Raw genomic sequence first — 22,330 nt, 5'->3', positions numbered from 1 at the left:
TATTCAGAACGTCATGAATTTAACATTTTCAGTTTGCTTTAGCGTTCACTGAAATAAAAATGCAACAAACTTTCTTCATTATGGCGCTCGTCCAAACCAATAACCAAGACGAATAAACGTCGAAAGGATTTAATGATGAACGTTTTTTGTAAAACTCTACTGGCTTCTGCTCTTGCTACTGCAACTATGGCTTCTGCCCACGCTGCAGACCCACTAACGGTTTACGGTAAGTTAAATGTTACTGCGCAGTCTAATGATGTAAATGATGAAGCAACAACGACGATTCAATCTAATGCTTCTCGTTTTGGTGTTAAGGGTGCTTTCGAACTGAGCAACGACCTTGAAGCTTTCTATACCGTTGAGTATGAAGTTGATACTGGTGATGACGTTAAAGAAAACTTTAAAGCTCGTAACCAGTTTGTCGGCCTTAAAGGTAATTTTGGCGCATTTTCTGTGGGTCGCAACGACACCATGCTCAAGGTTTCTCAAGGTAAAATTGATCAGTTTAACGACCTTTCAGGTGATTTGAAAAACTTGTTCAAAGGTGAAAATCGTATCGAGCAAACAGCAACTTACGTAACACCTTCTTTTAGTGGTTTTAAAGTGGGTGTGACATACGCGGCTGAGGGTGCTAAATCTCAATATGCCCAAGATGGCTTTAGTGTTGCTGCCATGTACGGCGATGCAAAACTTAAAAAATCTCCTATTTATGCCTCTGTAGCTTATGATGCAGATGTTAAAGGTTACGAAGTTGTTCGTGCGACTGTGCAAGGTAAAATTGCCGGCTTTAAGCTAGGTGGTATGTATCAGCAGCAAGAACAGACTTACGAGAAAGATAGTACTGCAACCGTCGGTGGCGAAAGCAAAACCGGTTACCTATTTAGTGCTGCATATACGATTGATGCCGTGGTATTAAAAGCGCAGTACCAAGATATGGAAGATAAAGGTGATTCTTGGTCAATAGGTGGCGATTACAAACTGGGTAAGCCCACTAAACTGTTCGCTTTCTACACTAATCGTTCATATGAAAAAGTTGAAAATGATGACAAATACTTCGGTGTTGGTCTAGAACATAAGTTCTAAATCACAGTTAAGTATTTAAAAAAGGGGGCATTTGCCTCCTTTTTACGTCTTATACTTAGCTGAATCGTTTAGCTTTATGACATCAATTTAGTTTATTATGGCAAAATGTTACGTCGTTTAATATTAATGTAATAAAACTGACCAATAATAGCCTCATAGAAATTCACTGAAGAAGATCGATTATGACAGCAAGGATATTGATAGTTGAAGATGAGTTGGCAATTCGAGAGATGCTAACTTTCGTGTTAGAGCAACATGGCTTTACTACAACCGCGGCAGAAGACTACGACTCAGCGTTAAATATGTTATCGGAGCCCTATCCCGATCTTGTATTGCTTGATTGGATGTTCCCCGGTGGCAGTGGTATTCAACTGGCGAAGCGATTACGCCAAGATGAATTTACCCGTCAAATTCCAATTATCATGCTGACGGCTCGTGGCGAAGAGGAGGATAAAGTAAGAGGTCTTGAGGTGGGCGCTGATGACTTTATCACCAAACCTTTCTCACCTAAGGAGCTGGTTGCACGTATTAAGGCGGTAATGCGCCGTGCCGCACCAACGTGTCTAGAAGAGCCCATTGATGTGCAAGGGTTACTGTTAGATCCTGTAAGCCATCGAGTCACGGTAGGTGAGCAAGTATTAGAGATGGGGCCAACTGAGTTTCGCTTACTGCATTTCTTTATGACGCATCCAGAGCGTGTTTACAGTCGTGAACAACTGCTTGATAACGTATGGGGCACCAACGTCTATGTTGAAGATAGAACGGTTGATGTGCATATCAGGCGTTTACGCAAAGCGGTAACAGAATCTGGACATGATCGTCTTATTCAAACTGTTCGTGGCGCAGGCTATCGTTTCTCAACGAGACTTTAGTTAAACATCTCATAGGCATAAGATAGCTTTTACGTTATCTTGTGCTCAGTTCTTCCATATGGTCGGTCTATGTTTGATTCATATTCTGGGTATCGTCTAATTTCTCGATTGGTGATCTATCTACTGCTGTGTTTAGTGGTGGGCTTGCTGATGGGTGAAGTCTTTTGGATACTTTTACTCGGTAGTATCTGTTTATTGCTATGGCATTACCGTCAGCTCTCACGGCTTAACTATTGGCTGTGGCATGATCGCCGCCTAACACCGCCGAACGGCAGCGGAAGTTGGGAGGGGGTATTTAACGGTATCTATCGCTTACAGGGGAAAAATCGTAAGCGTGTATCGCAACTCGCATTCTTACTCGGCCGTTTCAGGCAGGGCGCTGAAGCGTTACCTGATGCCGCTGTGGTACTCGATTCTGAACACAATATTCTCTGGTGTAACAAGCTCGCGCAGCTGTTGTTGGGCTTTGTTTGGCCACAAGATAATGGCCAGCGGATCGATAACCTTATCCGTCACCCTGACTTTTCTAACTACTTAAAAAATGCCGAATACCAAGAGCCGTTAGAACTAGCAGCCCCTTTGTCTGAAGGACGCTTGTTAGAGATTCGGATCATGGGTTATGGCTCTGGTCAGTTACTGCTGATTGCGCGTGATATCACTCGAGTTCGTCAACTGGAGGGGATGCGTAAAGAGTTTGTCGCCAATGTATCACACGAACTGAAGACGCCTTTAACGGTGTTGCAAGGTTATCTAGAGATGATGCAATCAATGGCGGAGCCAGATTCTCCCAATGTGAGAGCACTGGATCAGATGCAGCAACAAACTTCGCGAATGCGCTCTATGGTTGAGCAGCTGCTGGCATTATCAAGAATAGAAGATGCCGGGGATATCAACCTCGAAGTTAAAGTGAACATGTCATCGATGATGGACATACTGCGCGATGAGGCGCTGGCACTGGCTCAAGATCAGTATGATGTAAGCCTGTATTGCGAGCCAGGTCTTGATATGTATGGTAATGAAATTCAGCTTAGAAGTGCTTGTACAAACCTTATCTCTAATGCCATTCGCTATACCGAGCCCGGTGGATCAATTGATATTAGCTGGCGAAAGATCGCCTCTGGCGGCCAATTTAGCGTGAGTGATAGCGGTGAAGGCATCGCGCCACAGCATATTAGTCGCTTGACGGAACGTTTCTATCGGGTTGATAGTGCGCGCTCAAGACAAAGTGGTGGCACTGGTTTAGGCCTGGCGATCACCAAACATGCGCTAAACCATCACCAAAGCGAGCTAATGGTATCGAGCCAGCTAGGTAAGGGCAGTACCTTTAGTTTTGTTATTCCGCCTAACCTTATTGAGTTTACGGCACCTGAGCCACTCATCGCTGTTGAATGATGTTTAGGGTTAAAATCAGATGACATAAAAACAGGCGCTTAGCCTGTTTTTTCATATTAACGATATCTATACCCTGCTTTGTCATCTAACTGTCACCTTGTAGTCATAGACTTGTCATCATAGAAGTTAATACTGACAGCGTTTTAAGAAACCAAGATATTTAAACACTGGAGCAAAGAATGAAATTGAAACAACTTGTCGGCGCTGTAAGCTTAACTGCCGCGACTGTATTTTCTGCAGCATCAATGGCCGCAATCGACCAGTCTTTACCAACCTATGAAAAAACAAGTGGTGTGTCTGGTAACTTATCGTCTGTAGGTTCAGATACTCTGGCTAACATGATGACCTTGTGGGCTGAAGACTTTAAACAATTGTACCCTAACGTCAATATTCAAATTCAAGCGGCAGGTTCATCGACTGCGCCGCCAGCACTGACTGAAGGTACTTCTCAGTTCGGCCCTATGAGCCGCAAGATGAAGCCAAATGAAGTAGAAGCATTCGAAAAGCATTACGGCTACCAGCCAACCGCTATTCGTGTTGCCATTGATGCGTTAGCAGTGTTTGTGCATAAAGATAACCCAATCAAAGGCATGAGCATGGAGCAGATCGACGGTATCTTCTCCTCTACCAATAAGTGTGGTGGCGAAAACATCACTCGTTGGGGTGACGTTGGCCTAGACGGCAGCTGGTCAGGACGTGACGTGCAGCTATATGGTCGTAATTCAGTCTCTGGGACTTACGGTTACTTTAAAAAGAAAGCGCTTTGTAAAGGTGATTTTAAAGCGAATGTTAATGAGCAGCCGGGTTCAGCGTCTGTGGTTCAGTCTGTATCTCAATCACTAAACGCCATTGGTTACTCAGGAATCGGATATAAGACTGCGGGTGTTAAAGCGGTTGCTATCTCTAAGAAGGGCACCAAATACATCGCAGCTTCACCGGAAAATGCTGCCAGCGGTAAGTACCCACTTTCACGTTACTTATATGTTTATGTGAACAAACACCCAAATAAAGCGCTGGCGCCAATGGATCGTGAATTTATCCGCTACGTACTATCAATGCAAGGACAGCAAATCGTTGAGAAAGACGGTTATGTAGCGCTTCCTCGCAGCGTTATCGCTAAAGATTTAGAGAAAGCCGGTATCCGTCTTTAAGCTTAAATCGAGCAAGATAAACCTAAAAAGGCCTCATCAGAGGCCTTTTTTGATCGTTATACAAAATGACGATTTAACTCTGTTTTGCGAGTTCTGTTAACCAAGTTTGAAATTCTGCATCCATACTGGTTCCCCACTGGCTAATGAGTGCTTGGTATCTAGGGTAGTCGCCTTTACGCGTAAAAGTTAGCATCTCATCAATTTTGGCTTTATGCTTTTCAAGCATAAAGCGCACCGCTAAATAACCCCAACGATACACTCTATCGCCGCCGCCATTATGTTCGTAGCTGGTATTAAACAGTTCGCTCAAGAGCAAATTTTTGTCGCCAATGACCTTAATCGCCTTTGAGTTGCTATCGCCAAGTGATATGTACTCAGCGACACCTTCGCTCCACCAAACGGTGTGAGGATATAAAGGCGCTGGTTTTGCGCAATATTCAGGGGCACTATGTGAGTCATGTAGTGATGCACAAAAATCGCCATAAAGGTTGAAGCGGCCATCTAGATAATGCACATACTCATGGGCAAGGTTCCAAATTTGGCCCTTTTTCTCATAGGCAACAAACTCAGCTTGATTATCAGTCTCCCAAGGAAACCCCTCTAGGTACATGCCGCCATTATTGCTTGGTACATCAAAGTGTGCGGTCACATTAACGGTATAGTCTTCTCGGGAATGGTAAACGTTGGCCCGCATACTGTGGTTGTTATCGTTGCTCACCGGTTGATTTAATGTGCCGAACAAAAGGTGAAACTTAGCTTCCTGTTTTTGTAATAACTGGCATGCTGACTCGATTTGCGACGTGGTAAGCGCTTGAGAGCGGATAATTATAGTGTCGCTACAAGCATGATTTTGGCTGAGTACGGTGTCAAGCTCTCCCGTAGACTCGGCTGCTACGAGTAGCGGTGTCATCAATAGAGGGCTGAGCAGTAAAGCGATGGTACGGTGTTTATTTTTCATGGAGGGTTTCTCTTGTTTTTATATTTGCATACAATATCCTCAAGTGTTTCATTTAACGTTATTGAAGTCAATTTCATCGACAACGATGATTTATGGCTAAAATACCCCTCAGAGATTCAGTGACTAAAAAGGATATGCCGTGTTAAAGCCGTGGGATAATAGCCGTGACTACCATTCATTCGCCAATACAGATCAAGTGTGTGTAAAACACTTATCATTGATGTTAGATGTGGATTTTGTCGCTAAACAATTGACTGGGTTGGTGGAACTTAACCTTAGCTATTTAGATAGTGAGACTCGAGAATTGATGCTCGACCTGCGTGATATCACCATCTTTAATGTGTCTACGGGTACAGATCAAAAGTTAGAGTACGCCATCGATAAAGAGGATGAGATCTTAGGTCAACGCCTCTGCGTGAAATTAGACTCGTCTGTCAAGAGTGTTAAAATTCATTACGCTACATCACCAGAAGCGCAAGGATTGCAGTGGTTAACACCGGCTCAAACAAGCGGTAAACAACTGCCGTTTCTTTTCAGCCAATCTCAGCCCATCAATGCCCGCAGCTGGATCCCTCTACAAGATACACCCAAGGCTAGAATTACCTTTGATGCGGTGATCAATGCCCCTAAAGGCATGCGCGCAGTCATGAGTGCCATGAATGATGCCACCGCTGCGCTTGATGGCCATTTTAGCTTCACCATGGAAAAAGCGATGCCGACTCACCTGCTTGCCATCGCCGTGGGAGATCTGGCATTTGGCCGATTAGGGGCGCGTACCGGAGTCTATGCCGAGCCTGAGGTCGTTGACTCAGCCGTTGCAGAGTTTGAAGACACCGAAAGCATGGTTGAAGTAGCCGAATCCTTGCTGGGTCCATATCCTTGGGGTCGTTATGACATGATAGTTCTGCCGCCAAGTTTCCCATTTGGTGGCATGGAGAATCCTCGACTGGCTTTTATGACGCCGACGTTAATCGCAGGTGATAAAAGTTTGGTGTCTACCGTTGCACATGAGTTAGCGCACTCCTGGACAGGAAACCTTGTCAGCAATGCCACTTGGCGTGACTTATGGCTAAACGAGGGGTTCACCACATACTTTACTAACCGTATCGTCGAAAAGGTGTTTGGCAAGGAGTTAGCCGAGCTTGAAGTGGTGCTTGAATATGGTCGGCTAAAAGAAGCCATAGAGTCGACCGCACTGCAGGCACAAACCTTACCAGCCAATATGCAAGATCAAGACCCCAACGAAGCGTTTAACCGCTTCACTTATGACAAAGCATCGATGTTTGTGCACGACTTAGAAAAAAGGCTTGGGCGTGAGTCTTTTGATAAATTCCTCTATGCATATGTGCAAGCGTTTGCTTTCGAGGCGATAACAACAGAAACCTTCGTTGAGTACGCTAAAAAGACCTTGTTAGTTGATCATGCTGACACCATTACAGAAACTGAGCTATTGGGCTGGATCTACGGTGAAGGTATGCCTGAATGCTTTACTGAACCCACCTCAAACAGCCTAGATAAGGTGAACGTTGCACTAACAGCATTCACATCTGGTTGTCGTGCTAAAGCGCTAAATACCGATGGTTGGTTAGTGCATCATTGGCAGTACTTTCTGACCAATCTTCCATTGGTGATCGAACACGAGCAGCTGAGCGATCTCGATAATGTCTTTGCATTAACAGTGTCGACTAATGCAGAGATCGCATGTGATTGGTATAAGGTCGCCATTCGCAATGGCTATAGTGCGGTATTACCAGCAGTGAGTGACTATTTAGTTAAAATAGGCCGAGGTAAGTTTGTTAAGCCTCTCTATGCCGAGTTACTGAAAGCGGGATTTACTGCTGAGATTAAAAGTATCTATGCGCTGGCTCGAGAGGGTTATCATCCATCGATCGTGGTGATGCTAGATAATCAGCTTGAGGGTGTATTATAAGCAGGTAAAAAAAATGGCAACCCAAATAGGTTGCCATAAAAATTAAGCTTCTTAGGGGTTAAACAGGCTAGTGCGCTAGCGTAGCGGTTAACTCCAATGACAAACCTCAACAGGAGTGTCCAAGGGAATGATGATGAACAATGAAACTATAGACTCTAAGTGATGAGCAAAGAGAATAGGTGTTAAGCCAACGATGAAATTCACTTAACCAGAATCGGTTCATATAGTCAGAGTGCGCTATTTCAATTTAGTTCCCAACAAAGGTCGTTTTATCTAAGTTTATTTAAATTTATTTTTTATGTCATCCATTTTTATTGTACCTTCGTTTATAAGTCTGTTTTTATTCGCCATTTATAGCGCGGCGTATTCCGTGGTTATAGAGAGGAAATCGAAAGGCTTAGAACATCGATAATCTGCAGCTAAAAAAAATGGCAACCCAAATAGGTTGCCATAAAGATTAAGCTTCTTAGGAGTTAAACAGGCTAGTGCGCTAGCGTAGCGGTTAACTCCAATGACAAACCTCAACAGGAGTGTCCAAGGGAATGATGATGAACAATGAAACTATAGACTCTAAGTGATGAGCAAAGAGAATAGGTGTTAAGCCAACGATGAAATTCACTTAACCAGAATCGGTTCATATAGTCAGAGTGCGCTATTTCAATTTAGTTCCCAACAAAGGTCATTTTATTCGAATTGATTTAATTTTATGTCAGTTGTTCTTATGGCGCAGGGAGATGGTTATTATCGTGATGCGGATTTATTTTCGTTTATAAGTCTGTTTTTATTCGCCATTTATAGCGCGGCGTATTCCGTGGTTATGGAGGGGGAATCGAAAGGCTTAGAATATCGATAATCTGCAGCTAAAAAAAATGGCAACCCAAATAGGTTGCCATAAAGATTAAGCTTCTTAGGAGTTAAACAGGCTAGTGCGCTAGCGTAGCGGTTAACTCCAATGACAAACCTCAACAGGAGTGTCCAAGGGAATGATGATGAACAATGAAACTATAGACTCTAAGTGATGAGCAAGGAGAATAAGTGTTAAGCCAACTGTGAAATTCACTTAACCAGAATCGGTTCATATAGTCAGAGTGCGCTATTTCAATTTAGTTCCCAGCAAAGGTCATTTTATCTAAGTTTATTTGAGTTTATGTCAGTTGTACTTATGGTGCTGGGAGTGGGTTATTATCGCGATGCGGATCTATTTTCGTTTATAAGTCTGTTTTTATTCGCCATTTATAGCGCGGCGTATTCCGTGGTTATGGAGGGAAAATCGAAAGGCTTAGAATATCGATAATCTGCAGCTAAAAAAAATGGCAACCCAAATAGGTTGCCATAAAAATTAAGCTTCTTAGAGTTAAACAGGCTAGTGCGCTAGCGTAGCGGTTAACTCCAATGACAAACCTCAACAGGAGTGTCCAAGGGAATGATGATGAACAATGAAACTATAGACTCAGAGTGATGAGCAAAGAGAATAGGTGTTAAGCCAACGATGAAATTCACTTAACCAGAATCGGTTCATATAGTCAGAGTGCGCTATTTCAATTTAGTTCCCAACAAAGCTCATTTTTTTTGCTGCTTTTGGTGTTTTCCATTGAAATTGATTGTTTTTGATGATTTTAGATAAAAAAAGGGCAACCCAATGGGTTGCCTGACTGACCTACTTAGAGATCAAGGGGACCGCGCTAGAAGTCCCAGGGAGAATGATGAACATGAAAAACAAATTAAATGCTCGTAAAGTTAGAGGGTGGCGTTCCATTAAAGTTCAAAAAATAGACAGTAAATTTTATTTATTTTGACCTTCAAGCGTAAGTTGTTGTTTTTATGGTTTTTAATTTACAGTAACTCTAAGATGTTTTTTTCAATAGCCATTGGTTTCGTCGTCGAAGCAAAGCGATGTTCAACTTTACCCTGCTTGTTAATGAGGAACTTTGTGAAATTCCACTTTATCCGCTCTGAACCTAATAGGCCTTTTGCTGCAGATTTTAAGTGACGATATAAAGGGATTGTATTCTCGCCATTGACCTCTATTTTTTCAAATAAGGGGAAGCTGACCCCAAAATTGAGTTCGCAGAACAAACTGATCTCCTCACTACTTCCTTTCTCTTGCGCGCCAAACTGATTGCAGGGGAACCCGAGAATAGCTAAGCCTTGTGATTGGTACTTCTTGTATAGCTGTTCGAGTTCCTTGTACTGCGGAGTAAAGCCACATTCGCTCGCGGTATTCACGATTAAAACCACTTTTCCCTTGTAGTCTTCGAGCGATACCTCCAGCCCCTGAATATTTGTTACCGAAAAATCGTAAATTGAAGATGACATAGTGTGCTCCTTATTCTGCTGATATATTTAGATGAAAAAAAAGGCACTAACTAAATAGTACCTTTTTTCCGCGCAGTGATGCTAAATCCTGCTTACCCTACTACTCCCCTGGCAAGAATGACTCAGGGAAATGGCGTGTTGTGGTTTCATCAACGGCAACAGCAACCTCCTGCTCGGCGGAATCGATGAAAAATGCAGCAGTTCCATCCTGAGGATCACGAATATTTGCTGCTTCAGGATCATCATTTTGTGCAAGGCAGGTATAACCTAAGCTATAGGTGTCGGCAACGACAAAACCGAACTCATAATCATAACCTAAAGTGTTCCCTTCACTGTCTTCAATAGGGTTAACTCTAGCGGAAGTTATTGGGGCAACTTGAGTGAGTACATTTGCAGCGGTTCTAAAGTCAGCCATATCCTCTAATGCTGTAGCGCTTGGGTAGAGGTACACTGCAGGAGAAAAATCTGAACCACCCGCATTCGTTTCGCAATTAATCATGGTTTCAGGGCTTATCTGCCCTGCGATTGCGCCAACGTCGGCGCTATTGACCAATTGAACAGAAGTTGGTTTTAGCGTCCAATACTCCTTATTGCCATGAGGTCCTTGAAGGCCTTGGGATAAATTGAATTCAGCCACAAATGCGTTGTTACCTGCCGCAATTGTAAAGGCTTTATTGAAAAACAGCCGGCCAGTATTGTCTTCATCTGCTCCAACACCACCGCATGAACCGTTACTGTTTGTCACTAACCCTTCGACAACACCACCAACGTATTCGCCATTATCGTCTTTAGTTGCACCAGAAAGAACATATGAGCTATCGGTATCTGAGATCTCGTTATTTTGCATATAGATACACATTTGGTACTCACCAACAACGACAGACTGGCCACTGACCAGTGTTGCTACATCTTGCCCTTGCACGCTTAGCAAGTCGACGTGTTGTAAACCATCTTCACCGACCGCAACGTCGAAGGAAATAGAGCCTTCGCTATTCTTCAATACCACTTGCTTAAAAGCGATATTAACAATGTTTGCATCGGCAGGGTTATCTGAGACGCCGAGAGTAAACTTACCAAATTCAATCTCTGGTGATGGATCTGAATCAGAACCACAGCCTGATAGTATTATGCCTGCAGTGATAGCGATACTTAACGTTGTGAGTTTTACCTGTTTCATACTTGCTCCAAATCATATCACTTAGGATAGATATTATAGTTGTGATAATTTTTTTAGTAATGTTTAAATCAGGTATACCAAAGCCTGTAGACCAGATGAAAACGGGCTTTGCCGACCAATACCGTGCGATAAGTATAAGGGAGAAAAGGTAAGATTGTCGCTCTAGGGGAATCGCTTTACTCATAAAGTATTCTGTTATTTATACTTGATATTTAAATCAAGCATTTGCATTATTCAATGTCAGTTTTTCTATGGCTACCCACTGATACCTATGTGGCGTTAATGTTGCTGTTATTGGCCCTTGGTTGGCTTTAGGTTGAACTTTATTGAAATGCGAACTGAGCACAACGGTTTAGATAAAAATCGAGATGAGTTTTGTGTATGCTCCTCGCAAATAAAACGATGTGTCGGGACGATGAATGAAAATTAAAGCTTTAGTGGGGGCGGTTTCGCTGTGTTTGGTCAGTGTTTCAGCGCAGGCGACAGATTTAAGCCTAGGGTTAAATGATGACACCTTTTCAACCGAGCTACAGGTTGACCTGAATAAAGATGTTAATGCATCTGCACAATACATCTATTCAGATAAAGGCGGGCAGATGCTATCGGGTGCGATGCATGTCGCCCATGATGCGGGAATACACCATATTGAGATTGGTGCAAAGTTTTCTCAGCTATGGTCTAACAAAAGCCAAAATGGTAATTATGTCGCTATCGGTGGACGCTATGCAGTGCATTTAGGATCGAATATTTCGGTTCACGGTTCGGGTTATTACTCGCCATCAGTTCTATCATTTGGTGATATCGATGGTTCATGGGAAGTTGATGGCAAAGTCCAATATCAGCTTAATCCTGCCATTGCGCTATTTGTCGGCTATAGGAATATACGCATACAGTACGATGATGCAGCAAATACAACATTTGAATCTGGCTTCTATTTAGGTGGCAGAGCAACATTCTAGCCTTGTTGTAACTTAATTTGTGCAGCTATATGCAGCCCATCATGCGCTTGTAATGCCAGCGATTGGCTGCATATCTTTTTTTACTCCCCATCCTCTAAAGAACATCCTCGCGATAACAAAGTGCGTTTTAAGTTTTTGATAACCTCATGCTTCATGTAGACTTAAGTCAAAATATTGTCGAATACGTGAGTTTTGTCACGTTGATTTTGATTCTATGTGGCTTTAAGAAATGGATTTATCTCCCATGCACGTAAAAATAATAACAATCACTTTGTTTATATTATCTATCTTTGGCTGCAATGAAAGGGTTCATGCAAGTGCCATTTTGGATCAAACGTTTCTTTTTGAAGCTTCAGCAGATGAAAGCTTTCCCCAAGACTTTATGGCCATTATGCCTTGGATAAAATCGCATCCACAGCGGAGTAAAGTCTCATTGGCGGGTGGAGATTACTGGATGGCGAGTGCTTTTGTTATCTCTTCAGATGAAGGGCGATGGAGTGTTAATGTTAAAAATGCCATTATTGAGTCTGTTGACTATTGGATCATTGGCGAAGACGGTTCAAAACAGTATTTCCACAGCGGTTATTATGCGCCTTATGAGTTCCTGTTCGACTATGCACGAAAAGTTGAGCTTAAAAAGCACACTAACTACTGGTTAGTGACTCGAATAAACAGTCGTTATTACTCTTCGCAGCCTAAATTACAAGTCCAATCCTACGAGCAACATCATCTTTCATCTGACTTAAGTGCCATGTTGGTGGTGCTGTGTTTGGGCGCACTCGCCTCAATTGCTTTTTATAATCTACTTATCTACGCATCGATAAAAGACAAAGCTTTTCTATATTATGGATTTTATGTTTTAACTTACGCTATAGGTTGGGCGTTAACATTTCATATTCCTGCACACCTTTTAGGTTTTCATAGCTTGCAATTGCACCATCTGTTTTTTATCGGTTTACCCATTTTTAATATTCTTTTTTATAAACATTTCTTGCAATTACCTGAACTGTCGCCCAAATTATGGCAATTGAGTAAGTATCTAATGTGGGCATGTATTATTGCATTGCCAGCCAGTATTTATTTGATTTCATACACTGCCATCATTGCCTCTATCTTAATTGTGCTTTGGATCGCGTTAGCGATTACCTGCGGTAATGTATGCCTATTAAAAGGTTTTTATCCGGCGCGATACTTTATCGTCGCATTCACCTGTTTGCTGCTCCCTGCGGTATTAATCCTCCCAGGAAATATGGGATTAACACCAGACTTTTTTGATAATGCAGAGTTAGCGACGTTGATCGGCGGCACAGCCGATGCTTTGCTGTTATCACTAGCACTGGCAAATAAAATTCGCATGTTGTCAGATGAAAAAGAGCGTTATATCGAAACGCTGGATATCGCATGGAAAAATGCCCGTGTCGATGTACTAACAACAACGGCTAACCGTTTTGCCTTTGATGAGTTTATGCGTCAAGAGCAGCCCATTGGACCAACCGCCAACTCTGAGTGCTATCTAGTGCTGATCACGATAGAGGGCTTGTCCCAGGTAAACAAAAAAATGGGCCTTGGAGAGGGCGATAAGCTAATTTGTTTTGTGGCTAAGCAATTAGATAGGCTGATTAACAAACGGAGTCAGAAAAGCATATTCCGAGTCGGGGTCAACGATTTTGTGCTCTTTATTGATAAAGACGATATCGTAGAGTTAGAGCTGGCAACAACCCAGATAGAAGCTCAATTTAGTCAAGAAGGCTTCACTGATGCAAGCCTTCATGTTGGTCGCTGCTTAAATACCGAAGTATTGAATAATCATGAATGGCTGCGTAATGCAGATCAAAACTTGTATGCTAATAAAAGTGTTAAGCGGCGCCAATTATACGCGCAGCGGTTAAGCCGCACGCTTGATTTAGAGATGTGATGCTCAATCTTATAGAGTAATTGGATGGCTATGAGTTAGCTTTTTCGGCACATTTTAACAACGAACATCCCATCAGTGTCTGCCTCTTGCGGCCATACTGTTAGCATCTCTGATGCTTTCCCTGTAAAAGGATGCTGCAGTTGCTGTAATGCAAACAGTGGCTGTTGAGTGAGAAATGCATTCACAACCTGCTCATTTTCAATCGGTGATAATGAGCAGGTGGCATACACTAACTGGCCACCCACCTTTACCGCCTTGGCACTGCGCATCAGGATATCCAGTTGCAATGCTTGCTTGTCATTAACGACGCTAACATCGTCTAACCAGCGCATATCTGGGTTACGGCGCCAAGTACCGGTGCAGCTGCAAGGTGCATCAACGAGTACTCCATCAAAGTGTTCGGCAGAGACGGGGAGAGATTCGTCTTGCCAAGGTGAAGTCGATATTCCATTAAAGCCCGCACGTTTAGCCCGCTTCATCAGCTCTGCTAATGGCCTTTTGCGGATATCGGATGCGATGATTGAGCCGCTGCCATTATCATCTTGATTGAACATCAAAGAGCGTAGTTGCAGTGATTTTCCACCCGCGCCACTACAAGTGTCCCACCAATTATCATCGGCTTTAGGGGCACAAATTTGTCCAATGACTTGCGAACCAAGATCTTGGATCTCTAAATGGCCCTGTAGGTAAGCTTTTATCCCATTAAGGTTAATGCTCTTGTGCCCAAGATTGACGCTATCACTAAAAAACGGACAGGTATTGGCATCGATGTCATCGCTTCGCAGTTCTGTAGTGAGTTGCTGCGCCGAGCGCTTTTGCGCACGCCCCCAAATGGGTGGACGAGAACTCATGGCCTCAATCAGCGCAAGCTCATGCTTAGCGTCGATATTGGTCACATCCCAAAACCACTGCGGTAACAGGTCTTTTTCCTGAAACTCAATGCCAGCGAAACATTGTTGAACAAATTGGCATTTATCTGACACTGTCGGCAAAGGTTGAGTGCTAGCATCAATATTGAATGTAACAGACTGATTAGCAAAACCTTGCCAAGCTTCACTAAACTGGCTCCAGCTGTGGCCCTCTAACTCTGCTACGACCGCTAGAACGGCAAACCAACTTTCATCTTGCTCAGTGCTGGTGTGGACCTTTTTAAGCCAGCCCCACCAACGGAACAGCGCAAATAAGCTCTCTCTAATCACTCGTCGGTCTTTAGAACCATGTTTCTTATTGGCTCTAAAATATTCGCCGATGATGCGATCTGCGGGCATTTTCTGCTGGAACACGCTGTTAAATAGCTGATGTATTGTGTTGCTGTAGCTCAATGCGCGCTTTTGAGCGCTGGTTTCAGCTTGAAATGCATTAACAGGAGATGTGGATGATTCGACCATGTAAATGTGCCTGACGCGTGAGCCTTCAAAGGCTCAGATAAAAAGTGGCGCAATTGTAGCAGAGTCTGCGGTTGCGCGCTTCAGTGAAGGCTGACTAAAGCGCACCGTTGCGGACCCGATAGCGACTGTTTGTTTGTGGTTAGTAATCTAAATCCAGTGCAAAACACAGGTAACGCATCAGTTGCTGACATTGCTCAAACTCTGCCGCGCAAAAATCGGCAAATTGCGCTGAGGTAACTTGCTCTATATCAATGGGTTTAATGGCGATAAAGTCTTTTCGTTTAAGCTCTGCTAGCATCGGATGGGCTTTATCAAATCCTTTGGGCGGTCTAATGAGTTGACTACCCTCCATGTTAAAGCCATTTTCGGTAAGTGCTGTTAAGGCTTTTTTATAGCCATTAGGGTTTTCGTCGATGCAACTGCGGATCGCATTGAGTGCTTTGGATTCAGGGTGCCAAATGCCAGCACCTAGAAAGCAGCCATCGTTGGCGATATGCAGGTAAAGACCCGGTGCATGGACATCTTTACCTTGGAAGTGACGGAACTGAATACCGACATTGGTTTTATAAGGTGTTTTGTCTTTACTAAAGCGGCTATCTCGCTGTGGACGCATCATGCTGCCGCCGACCTTTTTCGGGACTGCGGTTAATCTAGGTGACAGTGCTAAGATGGCCGGCTGCATGGTTTCGATAAACTGCAGTGCCGGGGTTCGCACTTGATCTTCATATCTTGACTGGTTGGCCTTAAACCATTCTCGCTCATTGTTGACCGATAATTCATTTAAGAAATCAAAACTTGCATGAGTAAACATTACTGCACTCTCAAAGAAACTTAATTGCTGATTAACATAACAAACTAGCGCTGCAATTTATATCCGCTAGTTGAATATGTTGCCAGTAATCTTTTCGCTATAGGGAAGTTAGCTTAATATTATTGAGGACGAGGGGGTTACAGCTGCAAGGTTTAACCTCATTGTCTCTGATTGGTTTTGTTCGCTTTTCTTGGTCAGCAAGCACTGCTATCCTATCAACATAAGCGCTCTTTACTGGTTCGATATTTAAAGGAATGTTATGAAAATTTGGGTTGATGCCGACGCCTGCCCAGGGGTAACTAAAGAAACACTTTTTCGCGCTGCCGATCGCGCCGAAATTGAAACGACACTGATCGCCAACCATAGCGTTAGAATTCCACCTTCACGCTTTATCAAAATGGTGACTGTTGCTTCAGGCTTTGATGTCGCTGATGATGAAATTGTTAGACGGCTGCAAGCGGGAGATCTAGTGATTACTGCCGATATTCCCTTAGCGGCTGAAGCGATAGAGAAAGGTGCGCTTGCATTAAATCCTCGCGGCGAACTTTATACGGATCAGAATATTAAGTCGATTTTGAATATGCGAGACTTTATGGATACGATGCGAGCGAGTGGCGTGCATACTGGAGGCCCCGATACTATGGGCCAAAGTGAGCGACAAGCCTTTGCAAATCAATTAGATCGTCTTATTACCAAGTTTAAACAGCAAAAGTAATTGCGCTGAATTCGAGCCCATGAGTCCTTAAGCGAAATAGTGACAGCTGCAAAGGTCATCAGCTTTAAAAAGTTTAGCGGGTTATGTTAATCGATGGCATAAACCGCCAATCAGTTTATGCCATCGTTGGTTTCGTTCACTATCTTCTCTTTTCTTCTCTTTTCTTTTCTATAGTCATAACGAATCAAACACAGCCTAAAGCTGTTCTGGCTGCCCTAGCATCAGCTCGAGAATTCTCGCGATATTAATATGTAGACGGTTAATTATTCCAGACAGTGCAGAGGTTAAACGGGCAATTTGGGGGTATTCTTTAAAAACTGACTATCATTGTGATGATTAAGTTAATTATTTAACTGCCTTTTTGCTTTTTGTTAGTTAACATAGCTAAAAAGTAGCCCAAGTAAACTAACGCTGCTTTTTCGAAAGGCAGTGACTCACTAGGTTAACGTTATGCGATGGTTGATATTAGGGCTGTTATTTTACTTGTGCTGTACAAGCAGTGCCTTTGGGCGCGACGGGTTAGATAGCGATGCTGATGGTGTCCCCGATCTTAAAGATGCCTGCAGTGGCACTATCGCAGGTCAACAAGTGGATGCCAGTGGCTGCGCTAAAACAATATTAACGACAGAAATATCAGCCGAACTGACAACAGGGCTTTGCTTTAAAACACTCAATGACGACTTTTACCCCGCTAGTTGCATGCCGTTGTCGTCGCTTGTGGTTCATTTCGACTTTGCTAAATCGGAGTTGTTAATTAGCCAAAGGCAAGTGCTGCAACGCGTTGCCGCTTGGTTACGTGCAGTGCCAGTAAGGTTGTTGCTTCAGGGGCATACAGACTCTATCGGCAGTGAGCAATATAATCAGATATTGTCATTGTCACGGGCCGATAGCGTCAAACAAGTTTTAATTGATGAGTTTAATTTCAGTGCCGATCGCTTCGATGTGCAAGGCGCAGGCAGTCAGAGACCCATTGCCGATAATCAAAGCCGTAGTGGTCGAGGGTTAAATAGAAGAGTCCAGTTTTTCGTTATTTTTTAAATAAAATTATTATATAAGTTAAGGGAGTATATACATGGATAACTTGCAAGGTCTGATGGATCAAGCACCAGAACTCATTGTCACCTATGGCATGAAAATTCTGTTCGCAATCATTATTTTTGTGATAGGTAAGTTTTTATCTGGGGTAGCAAAGAAGCTTACGACAAAACTACTTAAGAAGCGCAAAGTCGATGAGACGGTGACTTCATTTGTCGGAAATATTGCTTGGTCATTGGTATTTGTATTTACCATCGTGGCGACATTAGGACAAATTGGCGTACAAACAGCCTCTCTGGTGGCTGTTATTGGTGCCGCCGGTTTAGCCGTTGGTTTAGCACTACAGGGTTCGTTATCTAACTTTGCCGCTGGGGTGTTAATGGTGTTATTCCGTCCTTGCCGTGTGGGTGACTATGTTGAAGCTGCTGGCATTGCGGGTACGGTAAGCGAAATCACCATTTTTTCAACTAAGCTACTTACCCCTGATAATAAGGTGATTATTGCACCAAACTCGGCAATGATGGATGGCACTATTGTCAACTATTCGGCAATGGAGACCCGTCGTTTAGACTTGGTCATTGGTGTCTCTTATGATGCAAACCTTGCTGAAACCAAGAGGGTATTAACCTCAATACTCGACAATAGCCAATATGTACTTAAGGATCCCGCTTACACTGTGGCGGTCGCTGAACTAGCTGATTCTTCGGTTAACTTTGTGGTTCGCCCGTGGGTAAAAGGCAGTGACTACTGGCCTGCTCATTTTGAAATATTGGAACAGATTAAGGTCGCTCTAGATGAGGCGGGGATCGGTATTCCTTACCCACAAATGGATCTCTATGTGAAAGAAGCCCCGACAAGCTAATGGTTTAGTTGGTTAATCGTCTAATTTGGTAAATAGAAGGTCAGCATATGCTGACCTTTTTCATTTAGCATCAAAGAGGTAGTCGCTACTGAATATTGTCCGACTGATACTGATAATCAAATTTCGGCATCGACCAATGATAACGAATAGCAAGCATTCTAAAGCTAAAACCAAAGGTGAGGGCAACGGACAAACTTATCCATTCAGTAACACCGTTTAGCTTCATCGCTACATAGAGAGCGGCAGTGAGCAAAGCAACAAGTGCATAGAGTTCTTTCTTAAAAATAAGCGGTACTTGATTACATAAAATGTCACGGATCACTCCGCCAAAAACACCAGTAACCACACCCATCACAATCGCAATCTCAGCACTGTAACCAAGCATTAAGGTTTTTTGGGCGCCAACAATGGAAAACACCGCTAAACCAATAGCATCAATGGCTAGAAATAATCTCGATAAATAGCGCATCAAGGGGGCAATCATCACCGTGAGTAGTGAGGCTGCAGCAATTGCGAGCAAGTAATGTGCATTCTCGACCCAAATAATGGGGTAATTACCGAGGAGCATGTCGCGCAGCGTGCCACCACCAATTGCGGTGACACAACCGATAATCACCACACCAAAAAGATCCATCTGTTTTTTACCGGCGGCGAGGGCACCTGTCATCGCTTCAGCTAAGATGCCGATGAGCCATAAAGCACTGATTACTTTTACTTCTAACATAAGATGTTCTAGCTAACAAAAAGGAAGCGAATTTTGCCCGTATTTCAGTATAAAAGATAATGATAAATATTGCTTTTTAGCATTATAAAAACTAATGGATTCCTATTTTGCTTTACCAATATTTAGCATGTTAGCCAGTGTTTACGAATAGTTTTAATAATTGAGTAAAATTAATGATGGCTTATTATGCGGCTTTGGTTGTTCTCAGCGTGTGTGAGGTCGCTTCGAATTATTAAACTATCTCGTGACTTGGCGCTGGTAGAAGCCTTGCTGTCGCAGTATTATTGGATCATAGAGTCCAAAATAATATCGATAATGGGGTAAGTAATGATAGATTTCCGTAGTGACACAGTGACTAAGCCTACTGCCGCGATGCGTGCTGCAATTGGCGTCGCTGAAGTCGGAGATGATGTATATGGTGACGATCCAAGCGTTAATTACCTTGAAGATATGGCTGCTGAAATGTTTGGTTTTGATGGTGCTTTGTTTACCTCATCAGGGACTCAAGCTAACTTATTAGCATTGATGAGCCATTGTGAACGCGGAGATGAATATATTTGCGGCCAGCAAGCGCATAACTATAAGTTTGAAGGTGGCGGAGCTGCTGTGCTAGGAAGCATTCAACCGCAACCACTGAACAACCAAGCCGATGGTAGTATTTTACTGTCGGACATCGAAGCGGCGATTAAACCCGATGATGTTCATTTCGCTCGTACTCGATTATTGAGTCTAGAAAACACCATAGGTGGTAAAGTTGTGCCGCAAAGCTATTTGGCTGACGCGCAGTCCTTAGCATTTGAAAAAGGGCTTAAAATTCACCTTGATGGTGCACGTGTTGCAAATGCCGCAGTTGCTCAAAATTTGCCGATGACAGCGATTACTCAGTATTTTGATTCAGTTTCCATCTGCTTATCGAAAGGTTTATGTGCGCCCGTCGGCTCAATACTATTGGCTGATGAACGGCTAATTAAAAAGGCGCGGCGCTGGCGAAAAATGCTTGGCGGCGGCATGCGTCAAGCCGGTATATTAGCGGCAGCGGCGCAGTTAGCCTTGACAGACCAAGTTGAGCGCTTGGCTGAAGACCATGATAATGCCGCTTATTTAGCATCGCAGTTGTCTGCGATTGATAGCTTCGATGTTGATATGTCGCTGGTACAAACCAACATGGTGTTTGCTGCTATTGTTGGCGAGTTAGATATTAATAACGTCGCTCAGCAGCTGAAGCAAAAAGGCATATTGATAAGTGCGGGTAAGACACTACGCCTAGTGACTCATGCGGATATATCGCGCGCAGACATTGATTGCTTCATCCGTGAACTTAAGACTATTTTGAAGCGCTAGTTCGGAGCACCTGAGATGCTCGTTAAACTAAAAAGCCCTTATTGCGCTATATAAAGTGATAAGGGCTTTTTTTATGCTTTTATTTATACATATTTTGAATATGCTAATCGTTAATGCTGGTGGCCACTTTCTCCGTTTTGGATTTGATTGCCCTGGCTATCATAGAATCCACTGCTGCCATGTTGAATAAACCCCTGATGGATCATTTTTGCGATAAAGGGATCTGACTCATTGTCGCCCACATCGGCAAAATCGATATCTTGGTAGCCCGCTGTTAGCGCATTAAACGCATTTTCTGTCAGCGGTTTTACCTCGACTAATTCATATTGGATGCTACCGCTTTTATTGGTTAGCTTGAACGATTTAGGTAGTTGCAACTTGTCGAGCCAACGGATTGCTAGCTGATGACTTTTTTGTTGGCCTTGATACTGCTGCTCTGTCATGCAGTTGTCAGTAACCGCATCAACGGCTTTACCTGAGCTCGCTGGCAGCTGTTGCATGGCGGCGATAGTTGTTGGAGAGATAAGATGATTGAGCTGCTTGAAGTCAAAATGCATATTCAAAGAAAGCAGATCACCTTTTCGGTAGCTGACAGAGCGGCGCTCGCTTGGAAAATAACGCACGTATTCACCGCGAGTGTTCCACAGCTCAAAAGTTTGCGGACTGTGTTGATAGATGACTTGTTGATGGTTTCTTAGCAGGGTGATCTCTTTAGTGACCCCATGGTCATTGGACACCGCGTAGCGTGCACTTAGATGTGATGAGTCTAGTGATTGGCATTGTGCGGCATGGACTGCAGAACTGTTAATTAACAGCGCGATGAACCCGCCAGCCATAACTAGCGCTGCAGTATAAGAGAACGGCTTTAAAATTGATTGCTTGTGCATGCTCACTCCTGGGAAGGGCTTAATGTTGATTGCTGTTTGTCTAATTTGAGTTTTCAATTACTAACCTAGAACCTATCTTAAAACTGAGAAGGTCCTAGGTACTAGGACGTTCGCCAGCTCACTGCTAGGACAGACTACGTCCTGCTAGGAAATCAACAGAAAACACCCTTTGGCTTTTGATGTTGACTTTATGCTTTGCTAGCATTTAGAACCTTCTTTTAAAGTAGGTCGGCATTTATGCCGTCGCTTTGCTCTTTTCTAGTTTTACCGTAAGAGAAGGTCCTAGGTACTAGGACGTTCGCCAGCTCACTACTAGAACGGACTACGTCCTGCTAGGAAATCAACAGAAAACACCCTTTGGCTTTTGATGTTGATTTTATGCTTTGCTAGAACCTAGAACCTAGAACCTAGAACCTAGAACCTAGAACCTAGAACCTAGAACCTAGAACCTATCTTAAAACTGAGAAGGTCCTAGGTACTAGGACGTTCGCCAGCTCACTACTAGAACGGACTACGTCCTGCTAGGAAATCAACAGAAAACACCCTTTGGCTTTTGATGTTGACTTTATGCTTTGCTAGAACCTTCTTTTAAAGTAGGTCGGCATTTATGCCGTCGCTTTGCTCTTTTCTATTTTTACCGTAAGCGAAGCGTTCCGTAAGGCCCTAGGCCGTTCGTCTAAGGTTTTACCGTGATCTTAAAGCTGAGAAGGTCCTAGGTACTAGGACGTTCGCCAGCTCACTGCTAGGACGGACTGCGTCCTGCTAGGAAATCAACAGAAAACACCCTTTGGCTTTTGATGTTGATTTTATGCTT

The 22,330-nt window shown here is 43.3% G+C and carries 18 protein-coding genes; 11 read left to right on the top strand and 7 right to left on the bottom strand.

Annotated elements, in window-relative coordinates:
• Positions 1-132: 132 nt before the first annotated feature.
• From L2755_RS16815 to L2755_RS16800, 4 genes are all read left to right on the top strand, one after another.
• Entirely contained in the window at positions 133-1,083 is a 951-nt protein-coding gene (locus L2755_RS16815; RefSeq protein WP_248981832.1) for a porin, read from the top strand.
• Positions 1,084-1,265: 182 nt separating this feature from the next.
• On the top strand, positions 1,266-1,955 hold the full coding sequence (gene phoB / locus L2755_RS16810; RefSeq protein ID WP_248981831.1) for a phosphate regulon transcriptional regulator PhoB: 690 nt from the start codon (positions 1,266-1,268) through the stop codon (positions 1,953-1,955).
• Positions 1,956-2,024: 69 nt separating this feature from the next.
• Complete coding sequence (gene phoR / locus L2755_RS16805) at positions 2,025-3,347, top strand: phosphate regulon sensor histidine kinase PhoR (RefSeq protein ID WP_248981830.1); 1,323 nt, start codon at positions 2,025-2,027, stop codon at positions 3,345-3,347.
• A gap of 179 nt (positions 3,348-3,526) precedes the next feature.
• Positions 3,527-4,498: a PstS family phosphate ABC transporter substrate-binding protein gene (locus tag L2755_RS16800; RefSeq protein ID WP_248981829.1), complete on the top strand. Its 972-nt coding sequence runs from the start codon at positions 3,527-3,529 to the stop codon at positions 4,496-4,498.
• A gap of 73 nt (positions 4,499-4,571) precedes the next feature.
• Here the strand turns inward: L2755_RS16800 and L2755_RS16795 are convergent, their stop codons facing one another.
• A complete protein-coding gene (locus L2755_RS16795) occupies positions 4,572-5,408 on the bottom strand; it encodes a collagenase (RefSeq protein WP_248981851.1) in 837 nt (278 codons plus the stop codon).
• 187 nt (positions 5,409-5,595) lie between these two features.
• Here L2755_RS16795 and L2755_RS16790 point away from each other — a divergent pair, with 187 nt between their 5' ends.
• Positions 5,596-7,386 carry a M1 family metallopeptidase gene (locus L2755_RS16790; RefSeq protein WP_248981828.1) on the top strand — a complete coding sequence of 597 codons (1,791 nt, stop codon included), beginning with the start codon at positions 5,596-5,598 and terminating at the stop codon, positions 7,384-7,386.
• A 1,833-nt stretch (positions 7,387-9,219) separates the two neighbouring features.
• Here L2755_RS16790 and L2755_RS16785 read toward each other — a convergent pair.
• Both L2755_RS16785 and L2755_RS16780 read right to left on the bottom strand, forming a co-directional pair.
• Positions 9,220-9,702: a glutathione peroxidase gene (locus L2755_RS16785; protein ID WP_248981827.1), complete on the bottom strand. Its 483-nt coding sequence runs from the start codon at positions 9,700-9,702 to the stop codon at positions 9,220-9,222.
• Positions 9,703-9,802: 100 nt separating this feature from the next.
• Positions 9,803-10,879 (bottom strand): DUF4382 domain-containing protein, encoded by a 1,077-nt coding sequence (locus L2755_RS16780; protein WP_248981826.1) that lies wholly within the window; start codon positions 10,877-10,879, stop codon positions 9,803-9,805.
• A 419-nt stretch (positions 10,880-11,298) separates the two neighbouring features.
• On the opposite strand from L2755_RS16780, the gene L2755_RS16775 reads away from it, so the two are divergent.
• Both L2755_RS16775 and L2755_RS16770 read left to right on the top strand, forming a co-directional pair.
• Positions 11,299-11,838 (top strand): YfaZ family outer membrane protein, encoded by a 540-nt coding sequence (locus L2755_RS16775; RefSeq protein WP_248981825.1) that lies wholly within the window; start codon positions 11,299-11,301, stop codon positions 11,836-11,838.
• Positions 11,839-12,082: 244 nt separating this feature from the next.
• The gene (locus tag L2755_RS16770) at positions 12,083-13,753 is read left to right on the top strand and encodes a 7TM diverse intracellular signaling domain-containing protein (protein WP_428847808.1); all 1,671 of its coding nucleotides are present in this window, start codon (positions 12,083-12,085) and stop codon (positions 13,751-13,753) included.
• A 35-nt stretch (positions 13,754-13,788) separates the two neighbouring features.
• Here L2755_RS16770 and L2755_RS16765 read toward each other — a convergent pair whose 3' ends face one another.
• Both L2755_RS16765 and L2755_RS16760 read right to left on the bottom strand, forming a co-directional pair.
• Entirely contained in the window at positions 13,789-15,141 is a 1,353-nt protein-coding gene (locus L2755_RS16765; protein WP_248981823.1) for an RsmB/NOP family class I SAM-dependent RNA methyltransferase, read from the bottom strand.
• A 139-nt stretch (positions 15,142-15,280) separates the two neighbouring features.
• Positions 15,281-15,952, bottom strand: a complete 672-nt coding sequence (locus tag L2755_RS16760; protein WP_248981822.1) for a DUF2461 domain-containing protein — start codon at positions 15,950-15,952, stop codon at positions 15,281-15,283.
• A 259-nt stretch (positions 15,953-16,211) separates the two neighbouring features.
• On the opposite strand from L2755_RS16760, the gene L2755_RS16755 reads away from it, so the two are divergent.
• The 3 genes from L2755_RS16755 (at position 16,212) to L2755_RS16745 (ending at position 18,564) form a co-directional block, all read left to right on the top strand.
• Entirely contained in the window at positions 16,212-16,667 is a 456-nt protein-coding gene (locus L2755_RS16755; protein ID WP_248981821.1) for a YaiI/YqxD family protein, read from the top strand.
• Positions 16,668-17,117: 450 nt separating this feature from the next.
• A complete protein-coding gene (locus L2755_RS16750) occupies positions 17,118-17,705 on the top strand; it encodes an OmpA family protein (protein WP_248981820.1) in 588 nt (195 codons plus the stop codon).
• Positions 17,706-17,739: 34 nt separating this feature from the next.
• A complete protein-coding gene (locus L2755_RS16745) occupies positions 17,740-18,564 on the top strand; it encodes a mechanosensitive ion channel family protein (RefSeq protein ID WP_248981819.1) in 825 nt (274 codons plus the stop codon).
• Between the two features lie 85 nt (positions 18,565-18,649).
• On the opposite strand, the gene L2755_RS16740 is transcribed toward L2755_RS16745, so the two are convergent.
• Complete coding sequence (locus L2755_RS16740; RefSeq protein WP_248981818.1) at positions 18,650-19,288, bottom strand: trimeric intracellular cation channel family protein; 639 nt, start codon at positions 19,286-19,288, stop codon at positions 18,650-18,652.
• 327 nt (positions 19,289-19,615) lie between these two features.
• Here L2755_RS16740 and ltaE point away from each other — a divergent pair, with 327 nt between their 5' ends.
• Positions 19,616-20,629, top strand: coding sequence for a low-specificity L-threonine aldolase (gene ltaE, locus L2755_RS16735; RefSeq protein ID WP_248981817.1), 1,014 nt, complete (start codon positions 19,616-19,618; stop codon positions 20,627-20,629).
• A gap of 110 nt (positions 20,630-20,739) precedes the next feature.
• Here the strand turns inward: ltaE and L2755_RS16730 are convergent, their stop codons facing one another.
• A complete protein-coding gene (locus tag L2755_RS16730; RefSeq protein WP_248981816.1) occupies positions 20,740-21,516 on the bottom strand; it encodes a hypothetical protein in 777 nt (258 codons plus the stop codon).
• Positions 21,517-22,330 lie beyond the last annotated feature (814 nt).

It is taken from the genome of Shewanella abyssi, from assembly GCF_023284025.1.
In the GTDB taxonomy this organism is placed as follows: domain Bacteria; phylum Pseudomonadota; class Gammaproteobacteria; order Enterobacterales; family Shewanellaceae; genus Shewanella; species Shewanella abyssi.
The sequence above is the reverse complement of the archived record's forward strand: the minus strand, read 5'-3'. Positions and strand labels throughout refer to the sequence as shown.